At 68.4% G+C, this 15,724-nt stretch carries 12 protein-coding genes; 7 read left to right on the plus strand and 5 right to left on the minus strand.

What is annotated here, in order from left to right; translation table 11 throughout:
- The first annotated feature begins 96 nt into the window (after positions 1-96).
- Complete coding sequence (locus tag ACTFO6_RS16345; RefSeq protein ID WP_439935508.1) at positions 97-2,220, plus strand: type I secretion system permease/ATPase; 2,124 nt, start codon at positions 97-99, stop codon at positions 2,218-2,220.
- Between the two features lie 31 nt (positions 2,221-2,251).
- Positions 2,252-3,688, plus strand: a complete 1,437-nt coding sequence (locus ACTFO6_RS16350; RefSeq protein WP_439935509.1) for an HlyD family type I secretion periplasmic adaptor subunit — start codon at positions 2,252-2,254, stop codon at positions 3,686-3,688.
- A gap of 39 nt (positions 3,689-3,727) precedes the next feature.
- Here the strand turns inward: ACTFO6_RS16350 and nadC are convergent, their stop codons facing one another.
- Positions 3,728-4,570, minus strand: coding sequence for a carboxylating nicotinate-nucleotide diphosphorylase (nadC, locus tag ACTFO6_RS16355; RefSeq protein WP_439935510.1), 843 nt, complete (start codon positions 4,568-4,570; stop codon positions 3,728-3,730).
- A 4-nt stretch (positions 4,571-4,574) separates the two neighbouring features.
- A complete protein-coding gene (locus ACTFO6_RS16360) occupies positions 4,575-5,243 on the minus strand; it encodes a haloacid dehalogenase type II (RefSeq protein WP_439935511.1) in 669 nt (222 codons plus the stop codon).
- A gap of 137 nt (positions 5,244-5,380) precedes the next feature.
- Between ACTFO6_RS16360 and clpB the strand changes: the two genes are divergently transcribed.
- Entirely contained in the window at positions 5,381-7,978 is a 2,598-nt protein-coding gene (clpB, locus tag ACTFO6_RS16365) for an ATP-dependent chaperone ClpB (RefSeq protein WP_439935512.1), read from the plus strand.
- 11 nt (positions 7,979-7,989) lie between these two features.
- Here the strand turns inward: clpB and ACTFO6_RS16370 are convergent, their stop codons facing one another.
- Positions 7,990-10,188, minus strand: coding sequence for a serine/threonine protein kinase (locus ACTFO6_RS16370; RefSeq protein ID WP_439935513.1), 2,199 nt, complete (start codon positions 10,186-10,188; stop codon positions 7,990-7,992).
- Positions 10,189-10,379: 191 nt separating this feature from the next.
- Between ACTFO6_RS16370 and ACTFO6_RS16375 the strand changes: the two genes are divergently transcribed.
- The 4 genes from ACTFO6_RS16375 to ACTFO6_RS16390 all read left to right on the plus strand — a co-directional run bounded on the left by ACTFO6_RS16375 (position 10,380) and on the right by ACTFO6_RS16390 (position 13,924).
- Positions 10,380-10,943, plus strand: a complete 564-nt coding sequence (locus tag ACTFO6_RS16375) for a class I SAM-dependent methyltransferase (RefSeq protein ID WP_439935514.1) — start codon at positions 10,380-10,382, stop codon at positions 10,941-10,943.
- A 94-nt stretch (positions 10,944-11,037) separates the two neighbouring features.
- Positions 11,038-11,916, plus strand: a complete 879-nt coding sequence (gene dapA / locus ACTFO6_RS16380) for a 4-hydroxy-tetrahydrodipicolinate synthase (protein WP_439935515.1) — start codon at positions 11,038-11,040, stop codon at positions 11,914-11,916.
- On the plus strand, positions 11,913-13,061 hold the full coding sequence (gene bamC, locus ACTFO6_RS16385; RefSeq protein WP_439935516.1) for an outer membrane protein assembly factor BamC: 1,149 nt from the start codon (positions 11,913-11,915) through the stop codon (positions 13,059-13,061). Before dapA ends, bamC begins: the two co-directional genes overlap by 4 nt.
- Before the next feature lie 95 nt (positions 13,062-13,156).
- Positions 13,157-13,924 carry an MBL fold metallo-hydrolase gene (locus tag ACTFO6_RS16390; protein ID WP_439935554.1) on the plus strand — a complete coding sequence of 256 codons (768 nt, stop codon included), beginning with the start codon at positions 13,157-13,159 and terminating at the stop codon, positions 13,922-13,924.
- Positions 13,925-13,996: 72 nt separating this feature from the next.
- On the opposite strand, the gene ACTFO6_RS16395 is transcribed toward ACTFO6_RS16390, so the two are convergent.
- Together ACTFO6_RS16395 and ACTFO6_RS16400 are read right to left on the minus strand one after the other, a co-directional pair.
- The gene (locus ACTFO6_RS16395) at positions 13,997-14,266 is read right to left on the minus strand and encodes a hypothetical protein (protein ID WP_439935517.1); all 270 of its coding nucleotides are present in this window, start codon (positions 14,264-14,266) and stop codon (positions 13,997-13,999) included.
- Between the two features lie 237 nt (positions 14,267-14,503).
- Positions 14,504-15,673, minus strand: coding sequence for a JmjC domain-containing protein (locus ACTFO6_RS16400; RefSeq protein WP_439935518.1), 1,170 nt, complete (start codon positions 15,671-15,673; stop codon positions 14,504-14,506).
- Positions 15,674-15,724 lie beyond the last annotated feature (51 nt).

Raw genomic sequence — 15,724 nt, forward strand, 5'->3', positions numbered from 1 at the left:
CCCTCCATGGGCCAGGGAACGCTGCCGCCGCAGTACCAGCAGGCGCTCGAACCGGTGATCGCGGCGAACTGGCAGTAAGTACGCGGGGAGGGGACCATGCAAGAGCCTGAAGGCCGGGCGAGCGGCCTCGCGTGTCTGGTGATGCTCGCCCGGTTCCACGGGGTTGCGGCCGATGCCGGGCGCCTCGCCCACGAGTTCGACATCGGGGACGAGCCCTTCGGCATCGAGCAAATCCTTCTGGCGGCGAAATCCCTGGGGCTGAAGGCGAAAGTGGCGGAGAGCCGTTTCGAGCGCCTGGCAACCACCCCTCTCCCCGCCATCGCGGAAGGGACGGATGGCCGCTTCTTTGTCCTGGCCCGGGCGGATAGGGATCGCGAACAGGTGTTGATCCAAGACCCGGGCGCCGGGCGGCCCCAGGTGCTCGCGCGGGAGGCGTTTCAGGCGCGCTGGTCGGGGAAGCTGATCCTCATCGCTTCCCGGGCGTCCCTCGCGGGGGAGCTCGCGCGATTCGACTTCTCCTGGTTCATCCCCGCCCTGGTCAAGTACCGCAAGCTCCTGGGGGAGGTGCTGGTGGCCTCCCTCTTTCTCCAGCTCTTCGCCTTGGTGACGCCCCTCTTTTTCCAGGTGGTGATGGACAAGGTGCTGGTGCACCGGGGCTACAGCACCCTCACGGTAGTGGGCGTGGGGCTTCTGGCGGTGTCCCTGTTCGAGGCGCTGCTGTCGGGGCTTCGCACCTACGTGTTCTCCCATACCGCGAGCCGCATCGACGTGGAGCTGGGCGCGCGGCTGTTCCGCCATCTCCTGGCGCTGCCGCTCGCCTACTTCGAGGCGCGCCGGGTGGGGGATTCGGTGGCCCGGGTGCGGGAGCTGGAGCACATCCGGCAGTTCTTGACCGGCCCGGCGCTTACCGCGCTGCTCGATCTCGTCTTCTCGGTGGTGTTCATCGGGGTGATGCTGTACTACTCGGTAGCGCTTACCTTGATCGTGCTCACGTCGCTTCCCTGTTACGCCCTTCTCTCGGTGCTGGTCACCCCGGCACTGCGGGCCAGATTGAACGAGAAGTTCGACCGCGGCGCCGAGAACCAGGCTTTCCTGGTGGAGTCCGTCTCCGGCATCCACACGCTGAAGGCGATGGCGGTGGAGCCCCATGTCACCCGTCATTGGGACAGCCAGCTCGCGGCTTACGTGACGGCGGGATTTCGCGTGGCACGCCTTTCTTCCGTAGCCGCCGAGACGGTGTCCCTCATCGGCAAGCTTACGACGGTGGCGATCCTGTGGCTCGGCGCCTATCAGGTGATCGACGGCGAGCTCACCATCGGGGCGCTCATCGCCTTCAACATGCTGGCGGCCAGGGTGGCCCAGCCGGTGATGCGGCTGGCCCAGCTCTGGCAGGAGTTCCAGCACGCCGGGATCTCGGTGGCACGGTTGGGGGACATCCTGAACGCCCGCACTGAACTCCCGGCGAGCCGCCAGGATCTCCCGCCCATGCGCGGCGCCATCGAGTTCGAGAATGTGCACTTCCGTTACCGTCCGGACGGGACCGAGGTGCTGAAAGGCGTCTCCTTCCGCATCGAGCCCGGCGAGGTGATCGGCATCGTGGGCCGCAGCGGCTCGGGCAAGAGCACCATCGCCAAACTGATTCAGCGGCTTTACGCGCCCGAGCGGGGGCGGGTGCGGATGGACGGGGTGGATCTCGCCCTGGCCGACCCGGTGTGGCTGCGCCGGCAGATCGGGGTGGTGCTGCAGGAGAACGTGCTCTTCGCCCGGAGCATCCGCGACAACATCGCGCTCGCCGATCCCGGCGCGTCCCTGGAGGTGGTGATCGAGGCGGCCCAGCTCGCCGGCGCCCACGAGTTCATCATGGAGCTTCCCCAGGCTTACGATACGCCCGTCGGCGAGCACGGCGCGACCCTCTCCGGCGGGCAGCGCCAGAGGATCGCCATCGCCCGGGCGCTGCTTGGCAATCCCCGGGTGCTCATCTTCGACGAGGCGACCAGCGCCCTCGACTACGAGTCGGAGCGCACCGTCCAGGAAAACATGAAGCGGATCTGCGCCGGGCGCACGGTGATCGTCATCACCCATCGCCTCTCTGCGGTGAAGGAGGCGGACCGCATCTTCGTGCTCGACCAGGGGGAATTGGTGGAGGAAGGCCGGCACGGGGAGCTCAAGGAGCGTCCCGACGGGCGCTACGCCCGGCTCTACGCGCTGCAGAGCGCGTAGGCATCCGGGGTGGGACCATGGCGGAGACGGCATGAAGCGCGCGGCGATGGGCGCTTCCAGCTCCCCTTGGGGTGAATTGCTCGCCCGCTACGTCCGGGTGTTCCGGGCGGCTTGGCAAGCACGGCGCGCGCTGGAGCCACCCCGGCGCGAGCCCCTGGAGCGCGAGTTCCTGCCGGCGGTGCTGGAGCTGCAGGAGACCCCGCCGGCGCCGCTGCCCCGCGCGATCCTGTGGACCCTCATCGCCGCCTTCACCCTGACGCTCGCCTGGGCGGTTTTCGGGCGCGTGGACACGGTGGCCGTGGCCCCGGGGAAGCTGATCGCCGACGTGCGCGCCCAGGTGGTCCAGCCCATGGAGACGGCCACCGTGAAGCGCATCCTGGTGCGGGACGGGCAGTCGGTCCGGCAAGGCGATATCCTGATCGAGCTGGACGCCACCGCCGCCGACGCGGAGTCAGCCCAGACGCGGGACGCCTGGGTCGCGGCACGGCTGGAGTCGGCCCGCGCCAGGGCGCTGCTCAACGCGCTGGAGGGCGGCGCCGCGCCGCGGCTTCCCCCACTGCCGGACGTGGACCCGGCGCGGCTGGCGTCCGAGCAGCGGTTGCTTTCGAGCCAGTTCGAGGAATACCGCAGCCGTATGGCGGCCTTTGAGGCGGAGCTGGCCAGGCGCAGGGCGGAGCTCGCCACGACCCGGGAGCTCGCCGCCCGGCTGGAACAGACGGTGGAGATCGCCCGCCGGCGGGCGGAGGATTTCCAAGCCTTGATGGAGAAGAGCTTCGTCTCCCGCCACGGCTTCCTGGAGAAGGAGCAGGCGCGCATCGAGCAGGAGCGGGAACTTGCCCACCAGCAGCTGCGGGCCGCGGAACTCGCGAGCGCCATCGCCCAGGCGGCGCGGGAACAGGCGGCGTACGCGGCGGAGTTCCGGCGCACCGTGGCGGCGACGCTGAACGAGGCGGACAAGCGCGCCGCCAGCCTCGCCCAAGACGTGGTGAAGGCCGAGCAGAAGCGCAGGCTCACGCGGCTCACCGCCCCCGTGGACGGCACGGTGCAGCAGCTCGCGGTCTTTACCGAAGGCGGCGTGGTGACCCCGGCCCAGCCCCTCCTGGTGATCGCGCCCAGGGACTACCGGGCGGAGGTGGAGGCGTGGCTGCCGAACAAGGACGTGGGCTTCGTGAAGGCGGGGCAGCGGGCCGAGATCAAGGTGGAGACCTTCCCGTTCGCCCGCTACGGCACGATTCCGGCCACCGTCACCTTCGTCTCCAACGACGCCGTCAACGACGAGAAGCGGGGGCTGGTGTTCCAGACGCGGCTGCTGTTGGAACGCTCTACCCTCCAGGTGGACGGGCGCACCGTGCAGCTCACCCCCGGCATGGCGGTCACCGCCGAGATCAAAACGGGAAGCCGCCGGGTGATCGAGTACTTCCTCTCGCCCTTGCTGCAGACCGCGAACGAGAGCTTGCGGGAGCGCTAGACCGAGCGCCGGTGCAGCAGCTTGGCACTCCTTCAGGCTTCACGCCACCGGCACCACCCGCATCGAGAAGTCCACCGCCTTCACGTCCTTGGTGAGGCTGCCGATGGAGATGCGGTCCACGCCCGTTTCGGCGATGGCGCGCACGTTCTCCAAGGTGATGCCGCCGGAAGCTTCCAGCTCGGCCCGGCCGGCAGTCAGGCGCACTGCCTCCCGCATGGCGTCGAGGGAGAAGTTATCGAGCAGAATGAGCCGGGCGCCGGCGGCCAGAGCCTCCTCGATCTGGGCCAGGGTTTCCACCTCGATCTGGATCGGCACCGAAGCGTTCATCCGCCAGGCGGCAGCCAGGGCCTCCTTCACGCCCCCCGCCACGGCGATGTGGTTCTCCTTGATCAGGATCCCGTCATAAAGCCCCATGCGGTGGTTTGTGCCACCGCCCACGCGCACCGCGTATTTTTCCGCGAACCGCAGCCCGGGCAGCGTTTTGCGGGTATCGAGAATGCGCGCACGAGTGCCCGCCACCGCGTCCACGTAGCGCCGGGTGGCGGTGGCCACCGCCGAGAGGGTCTGAAGAAAGTTGAGGGCGGGCCGTTCCGCCGAGAGAAGCGCCCGGGCCCGACCCTGGAGCAGGCAGACCTCGGTGCCCGGGGACAAGGCGCCGCCCTCGGGGACGTTCCACTGAATCTCCACGGCCGGATCGAGCCGCCGGAAGCAGGCATCGAACCAGGGGGCGCCGGCCAGCACCGCGTGGTCCCGGCACATGACCCGGGCCCGGGCGATCAAGTCCTCGGGCAGGAGCTGCGCGGTCAGGTCTCCGGGACCCAGGTCTTCTTCGAGCGCCCCGGCCACGTCCCGGGCCACATGCTCCTGGAGCGTGGGGTCCATCGGGCTAGCGCACGTGCTGGGTAAGTTCGGTCAAGGCCTTCAGCACCGCGTCCGGGCTGTGCCCCAACTCGTCGGGCGTGGCGTCGAAGCGGTTGATCCAGAAGACGTGGAAGCCAAACGCCTTGGCCCCCACCACATCCCAGTAGTTGGACGAGACGAACCCCACCTCATGCTTGTCCACCCCCAGGCGGGCCGGGGCCAGGGCGTACACGGACGGGTGGGGCTTGAAGATCTTGAGCTCGTCCACCGACAGGATCGCCTTGAACTTGGGCTCGAGCCCCGTGTTGCGGACCAGGTCCAGCAGCATGCGGGGGCTGCCGTTGGAGAGGATCGCCAGCGGCCGCCCTCGCAGGGCCTCCAGCGCCTCCGCCACTTCTGGGTAGGGCTCCAGGTGCAGGTAAGCGTTCAAGAGCCGGGCGCGGGTGGCGTTGTCGCAGGCAAGGCCCAGGTGACGGCAGGCGTAGGTCAGGGCCCTCTCGGTGATGGCCCAGAAGTCCTCGTATTCCCCCATGAGGCTTTTGAGCCAGGTGTATTCCAGTTGCTTTTGCCGCCAGGTCTGGCTCAAGGCCTGTCCCTGACCGGGGAAGCGCTGGTCGCACCGGGCGACCACCGAGTGCACGTCGTAGAGCGTGCCGTAGGCGTCGAAAACCAGGGCCTTGATCCGGTTCGTCATGGGGTCTGCTCCTTTCTTTCCCCGATGATACCCTGGCCCGGCAGGATTCCGAACCCCGGAAGGCATTGAAATCGCCGCCCGTCCCCCCATTTAAGTGAAAAGTTCATTTTTCGGCAAAGACTTTTTGGAGACCCTCCATGCGCCTGGACAAATTGACCACCAAGTTCCAGCAGGCATTGGCCGACGCCCAGAGCCTGGCCTTGGGCCAGGACAACCCCTTTATCGAGCCCCAGCACGTGCTGATGGCCCTTCTCAACCAGGAAGACGGCGGCACGGCGTCGCTTCTCGCTAGGGCGGGGGTCAACGTGGGGGCCCTGAAAGCCGACCTGCAGAAGAGCCTCCAGCGGCTGCCGAAGGTGGAGGGAACCGGGGGGGAAATCACCCTGTCCCGGGACCTCGTCAACCTGCTCAACTTGACCGACAAGGAGGCCCAGAAGCGGGGGGACCAGTACATCGCCTCGGAACTCTTTCTCCTGGCCTTGACCGAGGACAAGGGCGAGACCGGGCGCCTGTTCAAGCAACACGGGGCCAACCGCACGGCACTGGAGCAGGCGATCCAGACGGTGCGGGGCGGCGCGAGCGTGGAAAACCCCGAGGCCGAGAGCCAGCGCCAGGCCCTGGAGCGCTACACCCTGGACCTCACCGAACGGGCCCGCCGGGGCAAGCTCGATCCCGTGATCGGGCGCGACGACGAGATCCGACGGGTGATCCAGATCCTGCAGCGGCGCACCAAGAACAACCCGGTGCTGATCGGCGAGCCCGGCGTGGGCAAAACCGCCATCGTGGAGGGGCTCGCCCAGCGCATCGTCAACGGCGAGGTGCCGGAATCCCTGAAGAACAAGCGCGTGCTGTCCCTGGACATGGCGGCCCTGCTGGCGGGGGCCAAGTACCGGGGCGAGTTCGAGGAGCGCCTGAAGGCGGTGCTCAAGGAGATCGCCCAGGAAGAAGGCCGCATCATCGTCTTTATCGACGAGCTCCACACCATGGTGGGGGCGGGCAAGGCCGAAGGGGCGATCGATGCCGGCAACATGCTCAAGCCCGCCCTTGCCCGGGGCGAGCTGCATTGCATCGGCGCCACGACCCTGGACGAGTATCGCAAGTACATCGAGAAGGACGCCGCCTTGGAGCGGCGCTTCCAGAAGGTGATGGTGGACGAGCCCACGGTGGAGGAGACCATCGCCATCCTGCGGGGCTTGCAAGAGAAGTACGAACTGCACCACGGGGTGGAGATCACCGACCCGGCCATCGTGGCCGCTGCCGAACTTTCCCACCGCTACATCACCGACCGGTTCCTGCCGGACAAGGCCATCGACCTGATCGACGAGGCGGCGGCCCGCATCCGCATGGAGATCGACTCCAAGCCGGAGGAGATGGACCGCCTGGAGCGGCGCCTGATCCAACTCAAGATCGAGCGGGAAGCGGTGAGGAAAGAAAAGGACGAGGCGTCCCGGAAGCGGCTGCAGCTCCTGGAAGAGGAGATCGCCAAGCTGGAGAAGGAGTATTCGGACCTGGAGGAGATCTGGAAGGCGGAGAAGGCCCAGGTGGCCGGCGCCCAGCACATCAAGGAGGAGCTGGACAAGCTGAAGCTGGAGATGGAGGCGGCCAAGCGGAGGGGCGACTGGCAGAAAGTCTCCGAGATCCAGTACGGGAAGATCCCCCAGCTCGAGGCCCAGCTCAAGCAGGCGGAAAGCGGCGCGGGCAAGAAGCAGTTCAAACTGCTGCGCACCCAGGTGGGCGCGGAGGAGGTGGCCGAGGTGGTGTCCCGCTGGACCGGCATTCCCGTCTCCAAGCTGATGGAAGGGGAGCGGGAAAAGTTGCTCCACATGGAGGAGCGATTGCATCAGCGGGTGGTGGGCCAGGACGAGGCAGTGCGGCTTGTCTCCGACGCCATCCGCCGCTCCCGGGCTGGGCTTGCCGACCCGAACCGGCCCTACGGCTCGTTCCTGTTCCTCGGACCCACCGGGGTGGGCAAGACCGAGCTGTGCAAGGCCCTGGCCGAGTTTCTGTTCGACTCGGAGGAGCACTTGATCCGCCTCGACATGAGCGAGTACATGGAAAAGCACTCGGTGGCGCGATTGATCGGCGCGCCACCGGGCTACGTGGGCTATGAGGAAGGCGGCCAGCTCACCGAGCAAGTGCGCAGGAAGCCCTACTCGGTGATCCTGCTGGACGAGGTGGAGAAGGCCCATCCCGAGGTGTTCAACGTACTGCTCCAGGTGCTCGACGACGGGCGCCTCACCGATGGGCAGGGCAGGACGGTGGACTTCCGCAACACGGTCGTGGTGATGACCTCCAACCTGGGCTCTCACATGATCCAACAGATGGCGGGGGACGACTACCAGGTGATCAAGCTGGCGGTGATGGCGGAAGTAAAGAACTACTTCCGGCCCGAGTTCATCAACCGCATCGACGAGGTGGTGGTGTTCCACGCCCTTGACGAGAAGCACATCAAGCAGATCGCCCAGATCCAGCTTGCCTACCTGCGCAAGCGGCTGGCGGCGATGGACATAGGGCTGGAGGTGTCGGAGGCAGCCCTCTCCGAGCTGGCCAAGGTGGGGTTCGATCCGGCCTACGGGGCGCGCCCCTTGAAGCGGGCGATCCAGCAGCGGATCGAAAATCCCCTGGCCAGGCTGATCCTGGAGGGCCGCTTCGGGCCGAAGGACCTGATCCGGGTGGACGTTTCCGGCGGCGAGTTCATGTTCACCAAGGCGGAGCGGCAGGCGGCCGCGGCGTGAGGGCGCTTTTCTTATGCGGCCGACGGCTGGGGCGCCGAGGAAAGGGCGCGTTCCCCGCTCGCCCGCAGCCGCTGCCACCACTCGGCGGCGGCGGTCTGGGTCCAGGGGTGCCAGGCGGAGAGCACATAGAGCACCACGAGCAGCTCCTCCATGCGCTGGGGACGGGCGGCGGGGTCCTTGTCCAGGCAGCGCACCACCAGGTCGTCCAGCTCCTGGGGAATCTCCTGGGCGCCGCGCTCGGAAGGCCGCGGGGGCGGGGCGCTCAGCACCTGGTGGGTCAGGTCCATGTCGGTTTCCGCCTCGTACAGCCGCCGCCCGGTGAGAAGATAGAAGGCCACTGCGCCCACGGAATAGATGTCGGAGCGGGAGTCGGCCTGCCCCGGGTTGCGGATGCGCTCCGGCGCCATGTACAAGGGCGTGCCCAGGATGCGCAAGGTGCGGGTGAGGTCCCGGGGGTCGGGCTTGTCCAGGTCCTTCACTAGCCCGAAGTCCAGGACCTTTACCACGTCCAGCTCCCCGCCTCGCTCGCACAGCATGATGTTCTGGGGCTTGACATCCCGGTGCACCAGGCCTTTCCCGTGGGCTTCCCGTAGCGACCCGCACAACTGCCGCAGGATGTGGATCACCCGGGGAACGGGCACCGCCCCGTCGCGCGCCACCAGGACGTCCAGGGTGATGCCGTTCAGGTACTCCATGGCGTAGAAAAAGACCCCGTCGGGCGAGCGGCCGTAGTCGTAGATCTCGATGGTGTTGGGGTGGGAGAGCTGGCTCGCGAGGCGCACCTCCCGCTCGAAGCGGGCAATCATCTCGTCGGTGGCCACCGCGGGCTTCAGGATCTTCACCGCCGTGGGCCGCTTGAGGAGCGCATGGGTGGCGAGATAGACCCGGCTCATGCCGCCTTCGCCGATCTCTCGCTCCAGCTTGTACGGCCCGAGCTGGCGCGCTTCGCCCACCTGGCGCTTGAGCCGGGCCACCAGCAGGGACGAGCCGAGGGCCGCCAGCAGGGACAGGACGAACAGCCCGAACAGGGTGCCGAACATGACGTTGAGATAGGCGAGGGGGGCGAAGGCCTCCCGGGCGCTCACCTCCACCGCCACCCCCATGTCGTACTCCGGCAGCCACTTCCACGCGCCGATCACCAGGACGCCGCGATAGTTGCGATACGGCTCCACCAGGACGCCCCGCTGCTCCTGGGGGTCGGATTTAAAGCGGCTCGCCACGGCCAGCGCCGCCAGCCGGGTGAGGGGCCAGGCGTTCGGCTCCAGCTCGGGCACGTACCCGGTGGCCAGTTCGCCCCCGGGGTCGCGCACCTGCACGGCGAGTGCCGAGCGGGCGTCGGGAGATTGAGGCAGAAGGCCCGCGCGCTTGAGGGCTTCGTCGAAGCGGCTTTCGGAGAGCATCAGACCGCTTTCGTCGAAAGCGTACACCTCCAGCGTTTTCCCGGGATGCGTCACCTTGAGGATCTGGGCGAACTCTTCGTCGGCGAACCGGGCGAAGCCCAGGGCGGCGATCACTTCGCCCCGCTCGTTGCGTACCGGGGCCTCGATCCACAGCACCGGGCGCCGGAACAGGGGCAGGGGCGGAGCGTTCAGGCGCTGCTCCTCCCGCAGCGGGCGCACGAAGCGGGTCTTTCCCTGGAACACCGGTTCCAGGTGGTCGAGGGCCGTGCCTGACAAGCGGGCGCCCGCGTACTCGCGAAACCGGGTGGCGATGATCACCCCGCTCCGGTCGATCACCTGGGCGCTGACGCTGCCCGAGTCCCGGATGACGGGGGACAGGATTTCGAACAACCGCGCCCGGGCCGGCGACTCCCACAGGCGGCTTGACGCCGTTGCCGGGTCCCGGCTCAGGCGGGCAAGCTCCACCACGGCCTCCCGGACCCGGGGGTCCTGGGCCCAGCGCTCCGCTTCCCGCCTCTTTTCCTCTATCCAGATCTCCAGCCCTTTGACTTCCGCGTCGAGCACCGTGGTGAGCTCGGAAGCGCGGATCTCCTGCAGGGAGCCGCGCACGCCCTGGTAGGTCCAGCCACCCAGCCCCCCGATGGCCGCCAGGGTGAGGGCCAGCGCCAGGTTGCGGCGCAGGGGGGTCGCGAAGAGCAGGGCCGCGAGGGACGGGCGCCGGTCCTTGCCCACCGCGGGCGCGGGCCGCTCGGCCCGGCTGATCTCCTCGGGATCGGGGGCGGAGGGGGGAGGAGTGGGGGAAGGGCTCATGGACGGCCGCGGGACGCGGAGCCGAGGAGCATGGGGAGTCGCGGTTCTGTCGGTGCGGCGAGGGCTGGCCGCTTGAGAAAACTTATACCTCAACCCCGGCGGCCGCGGCAAACCGGGCGAGGGCTTTTTTATAATGGGCTGCTGCGCCCGAGCCACCTGGCCCCTGATCCCAAGGCCGGGCGCGGATCACCATGGAACACGCCCACACCCTTTTCGAACCCTCCGCCTGGGTGAAGCGCTGGGCCCGGCTGATTCCCGCCGGCGGCGCCGTTCTGGACGTGGCGGCGGGCTCCGGCAGGCACGCCCGTTATCTCGCGGGGCTGGGGTACCGGGTAGAAGCGGTGGACCGAGACGCCGAGGTCTTGCAGGCTTTGGCGGGGGTGCCCGGGATCACGGTGCGGGTGGCCGACCTGGAGGGCGGGCCCTGGCCCTATGCCGGGCGGCGCTTCGACGGGATCGTGGTCACCCACTACCTCCACCGGCCCTTGTTCCCCTGCTTGCTCGAGGCCCTCGGGGAACGGGGCGTCCTCATCTACGAGACCTTCGCGGCGGGCAACGAGCGCTACGGCCGCCCCAGCAACCCGGACTTCCTGTTGCGGCCGGGGGAGCTGCTCGCGGTCTTCGGTGCCGCGCTCCAGGTGGTGGCCTTTGAAAGCGGGCGGGTCAGCGTTCCGAAACCCGCGGTCCTCCAGCGCCTGTGCGCGGTGCGCTTCTCCGAGCCGGTGGACCTGGAACCGGCACTGCCGGCGGATTGAGCCGGCGTGTATGCCGCGGGGCAAAAGAGGCGGGGGTTCCATTTCGCCGGGAGGCTGAATTGGCTACAATGGCCCATTTTCTGGGCGCTATCACATGATCAAGGGCAGTCTCGTCGCCATCGTCACCCCCATGCACGACGATGGCAGCCTGGACCTGGAGCGCTACCGCGCGCTGATCGACTGGCACATCGAGCAAGGCACCGACGGCATCGTGGTGGTGGGCACCACGGGGGAATCGCCCACGGTGGATTTCGACGAGCACCGCACCCTGATCCGGGTGGCGGTAGAGCACGCGGCGGGACGCATTCCCATCGTCGCCGGCACGGGGGCCAACGCCACGCGGGAGGCCATCGAGCTGGCGGCCTACGCCCGGGAAGCCGGCGCCGACGCGAGCCTGTCGGTGGTGCCCTATTACAATAAGCCCACCCAAGAGGGGCTGTATCGGCATTTCAAGGCCATCGCCGAAGCGGTGGACATGCCCCATATCCTCTACAACGTGCCCGGCCGGACGGTGGCCGACATCTGCAACGACACGGTGCTGCGCCTGGCCGAGCTTCCCAACATCGTGGGCATCAAGGACGCCACCGGGAACCTGGAGCGGGGTGCCGACCTGCTGCGGCGCGTGCCGAAGGATTTCGCGGTCTACAGCGGTGACGACGCCACCGCCCTCGCGCTCCTGCTGCTGGGCGGCCATGGGGTCATTTCCGTTACCGCCAACGTGGCGCCCCGGCTCATGCACGAGATGTGCGCTGCCGCCTTCGAGGGGGACTTGAGCCGCGCCCGGGAGATCAACAATCGATTGATGGGATTGCACAAGGATCTGTTCATCGAAGCGAACCCGATTCCGGTGAAGTGGGCCGTCGCCCAGTTGGGGCTCATCAACGAGGGCATCCGGCTCCCCTTGACACCCCTCGCCTCCCAGTATCACGGGCGGGTGCGGGAGGCCATGCGTCAGGCGGGGGTGCTGGGGTGAGCCGAAGGAGTGGAGGGCCGCGCGCCCTGGTTCGGGGGATCGGAGCCTTCCTGCTGGCCCTGGTGGTGGCGGGCTGCTCGGGGGGGCTGCTGCGCAAGGAGATCGATTACAAGTCTTCCAGCAAGCTGCCGCCGCTGGAAATTCCCCCCGACCTGACGGCGCCCAGCACGAGCGATCGCTACACCGTGCCGGACGTGAACGCCCCGGGACCGGCCACCTATTCCGCCTACAGCGCCGAGCGCGCCGGGCGCCCCCAGCCCTCGGGCGTATCCACCCTGCTCCCCGAGAACGCGCAAGTGCGCATCGAGCGGGCGGGCAGCGAGCGCTGGCTGGTGGTGAACCAGCCGCCGGAAAAAGTATGGCCCGTGGTGCGGGACTTCTGGCTGGAGCTGGGCTTCATCATCGCCACCGAGGTCCCGGAGGCCGGGGTGATGGAGACCGACTGGGCGGAGAACCGGGCCAAGATTCCCCAAGACTTCATCCGCGATACCCTGGGCAAGGTGCTGGACCAGTTGTGGTCCACCGGCGAGCGGGACAAGTTCCGCACCCGGCTGGAGCCGATCAAGGATCGCACCGCCACCGAGGTCTACATCAGCCACCGGGGGATGGTGGAGCGGCTGGTGGGCAACAATCCCAACGAGCCCCAGGGCTCCGTGTGGGAGCCGGTGCCGCCCAATCCAGACCTGGAGGCGGAGATGCTGCGGCGGCTGGCGGTGCGCTTCGGTGTGGAAGAGGAGCGCAGCCGGCAACTGCTCGCGGCGCCCAGCCGGGAGCCCCAGGCGAGCCTGATGCCGGGGGCGGGGACGCTGGCCCTGGTGGATCCCTTCGACCGGGCTTGGCGGCGGGTGGGGCTCGCCCTGGACCGGGTAGGATTCACCGTGGTGGACCGGGACCGCTCCAACGGGATCTACTACGTGCGCTACGCCCCCTTGGAGACCCAGCCGAGGAAAGAAGGCGGGCTCCTCTCCCGGCTCGCCTTCTGGCGCAGCGACGAGGGGGGGAAGCCCAGGCCGGAGCAGTATCGCGTTCACCTGGAGCCCACAGGAGAGGGCACTCGGGTGAGCGTGCTCGACAAGGAAGGCCAGCCGGAGAAGTCCGAAACCGGCAAAAAGATCCTGAGCCTGCTGTACGAGCAGCTCAAGTGAGCGGGCGCCACGGATGCCGGGCGAGGGAAAGGGATGAGAAGCCGCGCCGGGCCGCGGGGCGTGGTTATCCCTCTCCTCCCTTCCCCCGCGTCATGATGCGCTTCGCCTCCCTCGGCAGCGGCAGCGCAGGGAACGGCCTGCTGGTGGAGGCGAACGGGACCCGCGTGCTCCTCGATTGCGGTTTTCCCTTGCGGGAGACCGAGGCCCGGCTGGCTCGGCTGAAGGTGGATCCCGGCGAGCTGGACGCCCTCCTGGTAACCCACGAGCACGAGGACCACGCCAGCGGCGTCGCCCGACTGGCAGCCCGTCACGGCATTCCAGTCTACCTCACCTACGGCACCCGCCGGGCCCTGGAATCGGCCCTGCTCCCCGCCACCGAAGTGCATCTGATCGACAGCCATACGCCCTTCGCCGTGGGAGACTTGGAGATCCATCCGTTCCCCGTGCCCCACGACGCCCGGGAGCCCGTCCAGTTCGTCTTCGCCGACGGGGCGGTGCGCCTGGGGGTGCTGACCGACACCGGCTGCCCCACGCCCCACATCCGGGCAATGCTGAACGGCTGCCAGGCCCTGGTCCTGGAGTGCAACCACGATCCCGAGATGCTGGAGAAGGGACCCTATCCCCCGTCCCTCAAACGGCGGGTGGCCGGTCGCTACGGGCACCTAGCCAACCCGGCCGCCGCCGGGCTCCTTGGGAGCCTGGAAACGGGCCGCTTGCAGCATTTGGTCGCCGCCCATCTCAGCCAGACCAACAACACCCCCGAGCTGGCCCGGCGCGCCCTGGCCCAAGCCCTATCCTGCGAGCCCGAGTGGATCGGCGCGGCGGATCAAGACCTGGGCTTCGGCTGGCGCGAGGTCCGTTGACCTCCGCTCAGCCAATGAAAAAGGCCGGCTTGCGCCGGCCTTTTTGCCACTCGCCCGTTCGAGCGACCCGGATTACTTGGGCTGCTCTTTCTTCTCTTCGGCGGGCGCGGCGGCAGGGGCGGCCTGGCCTTCGGCGGGCTTGGCTTCGCCCGCAGGCGCGGCCGCTTGCGGTAGGGCTTCGGCCGGCTTGGCTTCAGGCGTAGCCGCCTGCTGGGTCGGGGCCGGAGCGGGCGCCGGAGCGGCCTGTTGAGCGGGCGCCGGCGCCGTGGCCGCTTCTTCTTTCTTGCCGCAGGCGCTCAGCGCCACGGCGGCGAGGGCTACGAGGAGGATGGAGCGTTTCATAGGGGAGTTATCCTTCGAAAAGTTGGTCATGTCCTGCTTTTCCAGGCCGGCATCCCAGGAACCTGTACGTGCAAGTCTCGCCCGCTTCCGGCGAGACCCGGTTGCCTGTACAGGCTCCTGGGGGACCGCCTGGCGCCCTGGTCCGAACGGATGGGCGCTGGCTGTCCCGGATCCCGACCGGCGGCGGATTTTAGCAGAACACGGCGAAAAGGATAGTAACCTGTATTTTTATACAGTTTAGCGGCCGCGCCCGCGCTTCCCTGCGGCCTTCCCCAGGGCGAGATACCCGGCCCGGTACCACTGGTAAAGCGCTTCCCGGACGGTGGGATCGAGGGGTGTTCTGGGCGGAAGTACGCGGGCATCGGCCAGCCGCGCCAGCGCTTCCCGGGAAGCGCCCTCCACCCGGACGGCTTCCCCGTTGATGTAGACCCCTCGGGGGCCATGGAGCATGCGGGTCTTGATGGCCAGGACGACGCCCCGCCGCGCCGCCTCCCGGGCGAAGGCGTTTGGGCTTAAAGGGCGCGAGGGGGGAGAGAACACCACCGTGGGCTTGGGCTCGGAGAGGTAGACTCCGGCGAACGCCTCTACCTCCGCCGGTCTCCAGCGGATGTGGGCGAGCACCTGGGCGAAACGTTGCACCATCTGGGCGGGGATACGGGCCGGGCGGCGCTGGGGGCGCAGGTCCGGATCGGCGTACATCCCCGGGAGCCGAATGCGATCCTGGAGATAGGCCAGGAACTGGGTGGCGAGCTCCCCGTGGGAAGGGGCGCGGAAGCCGATGGAGTAGGTCATGCATTCCCCCAGGGCAGTGCCCTCGTGGGCGTAGCGGGGCGGGAGATAGAGGAGATCGCCGGGCTCCAGGATCCAGGCCCGCTCGGCGCGGAAGCGCTTGAGGAGCTTGAGCGGTGCGTTTTCCACCCACTCGAGATCGGCCTGGGCGGAGATGCGCCAGCGCCGGCGCCCCGGGCCCTGCAGCAGGAAAACGTCGTACGAATCGAAATGGGGCCCGACCCCGCCGCCGGGGGCGGCGTAGCTCACCATCACGTCGTCCAGCCGGGCGAGGGGCAGGAAGGCGAAGTTCATCATCAGGGCGTGGGCGGAGGCGAGGTGCAGGTCGAGACCGTGCACCAGCAGGGTCCATCCCCGCTCGGGCAGCCGGGAGAAGCGCCGGCCGGCGAAGGGGCCGCTCTCGGCGTGCCAGCGGCGGCCTTGCTTGATCACCAGGCGGGACTCCACGTCGTCCCGGGCGGCGAGCGCTATCAGTTCCCGGGGGGAGAGAAGCCCGGCGAAGCTGGGAAGCGCCTCGCGCACCAGGAGGGGTCGCTTCTGCCAGTGGGCGCGCAGGAAATCGGCGGCGCTCAGGCCGCCCAGGAGGGAGAGCTTTACCGAGTGCGAAGAAGCTTGCATTTTCAATTGTCAAAGGAACCCCGCGATCGGCCCGATCGCGCATTGTGCCGC

Origin of the sequence: Pelomicrobium sp. G1, assembly GCF_051905455.1 — a bacterium.
Lineage (GTDB): Bacteria > Pseudomonadota > Gammaproteobacteria > Burkholderiales > UBA6910 > Pelomicrobium.

Bases quoted from the DNA above. Each gene is read 5' to 3' on its own strand.
- ACTFO6_RS16345 (WP_439935508.1), top strand. From the start codon at position 97: ATGCAAGAGCCTGAAGGCCGGGCGAGCGGCCTCGCGTGTCTGGTGATG.
- ACTFO6_RS16350 (WP_439935509.1), top strand. From the start codon at position 2,252: ATGAAGCGCGCGGCGATGGGCGCTTCCAGCTCCCCTTGGGGTGAATTG.
- nadC (WP_439935510.1), bottom strand. From the start codon at position 4,570: ATGGACCCCACGCTCCAGGAGCATGTGGCCCGGGACGTGGCCGGGGCG.
- ACTFO6_RS16360 (WP_439935511.1), bottom strand. From the start codon at position 5,243: ATGACGAACCGGATCAAGGCCCTGGTTTTCGACGCCTACGGCACGCTC.
- clpB (WP_439935512.1), top strand. From the start codon at position 5,381: ATGCGCCTGGACAAATTGACCACCAAGTTCCAGCAGGCATTGGCCGAC.
- ACTFO6_RS16370 (WP_439935513.1), bottom strand. From the start codon at position 10,188: ATGAGCCCTTCCCCCACTCCTCCCCCCTCCGCCCCCGATCCCGAGGAG.
- ACTFO6_RS16375 (WP_439935514.1), top strand. From the start codon at position 10,380: ATGGAACACGCCCACACCCTTTTCGAACCCTCCGCCTGGGTGAAGCGC.
- dapA (WP_439935515.1), top strand. From the start codon at position 11,038: ATGATCAAGGGCAGTCTCGTCGCCATCGTCACCCCCATGCACGACGAT.
- ACTFO6_RS16390 (WP_439935554.1), top strand. From the start codon at position 13,157: ATGCGCTTCGCCTCCCTCGGCAGCGGCAGCGCAGGGAACGGCCTGCTG.
- ACTFO6_RS16395 (WP_439935517.1), bottom strand. From the start codon at position 14,266: ATGAAACGCTCCATCCTCCTCGTAGCCCTCGCCGCCGTGGCGCTGAGC.
- ACTFO6_RS16400 (WP_439935518.1), bottom strand. From the start codon at position 15,673: ATGCAAGCTTCTTCGCACTCGGTAAAGCTCTCCCTCCTGGGCGGCCTG.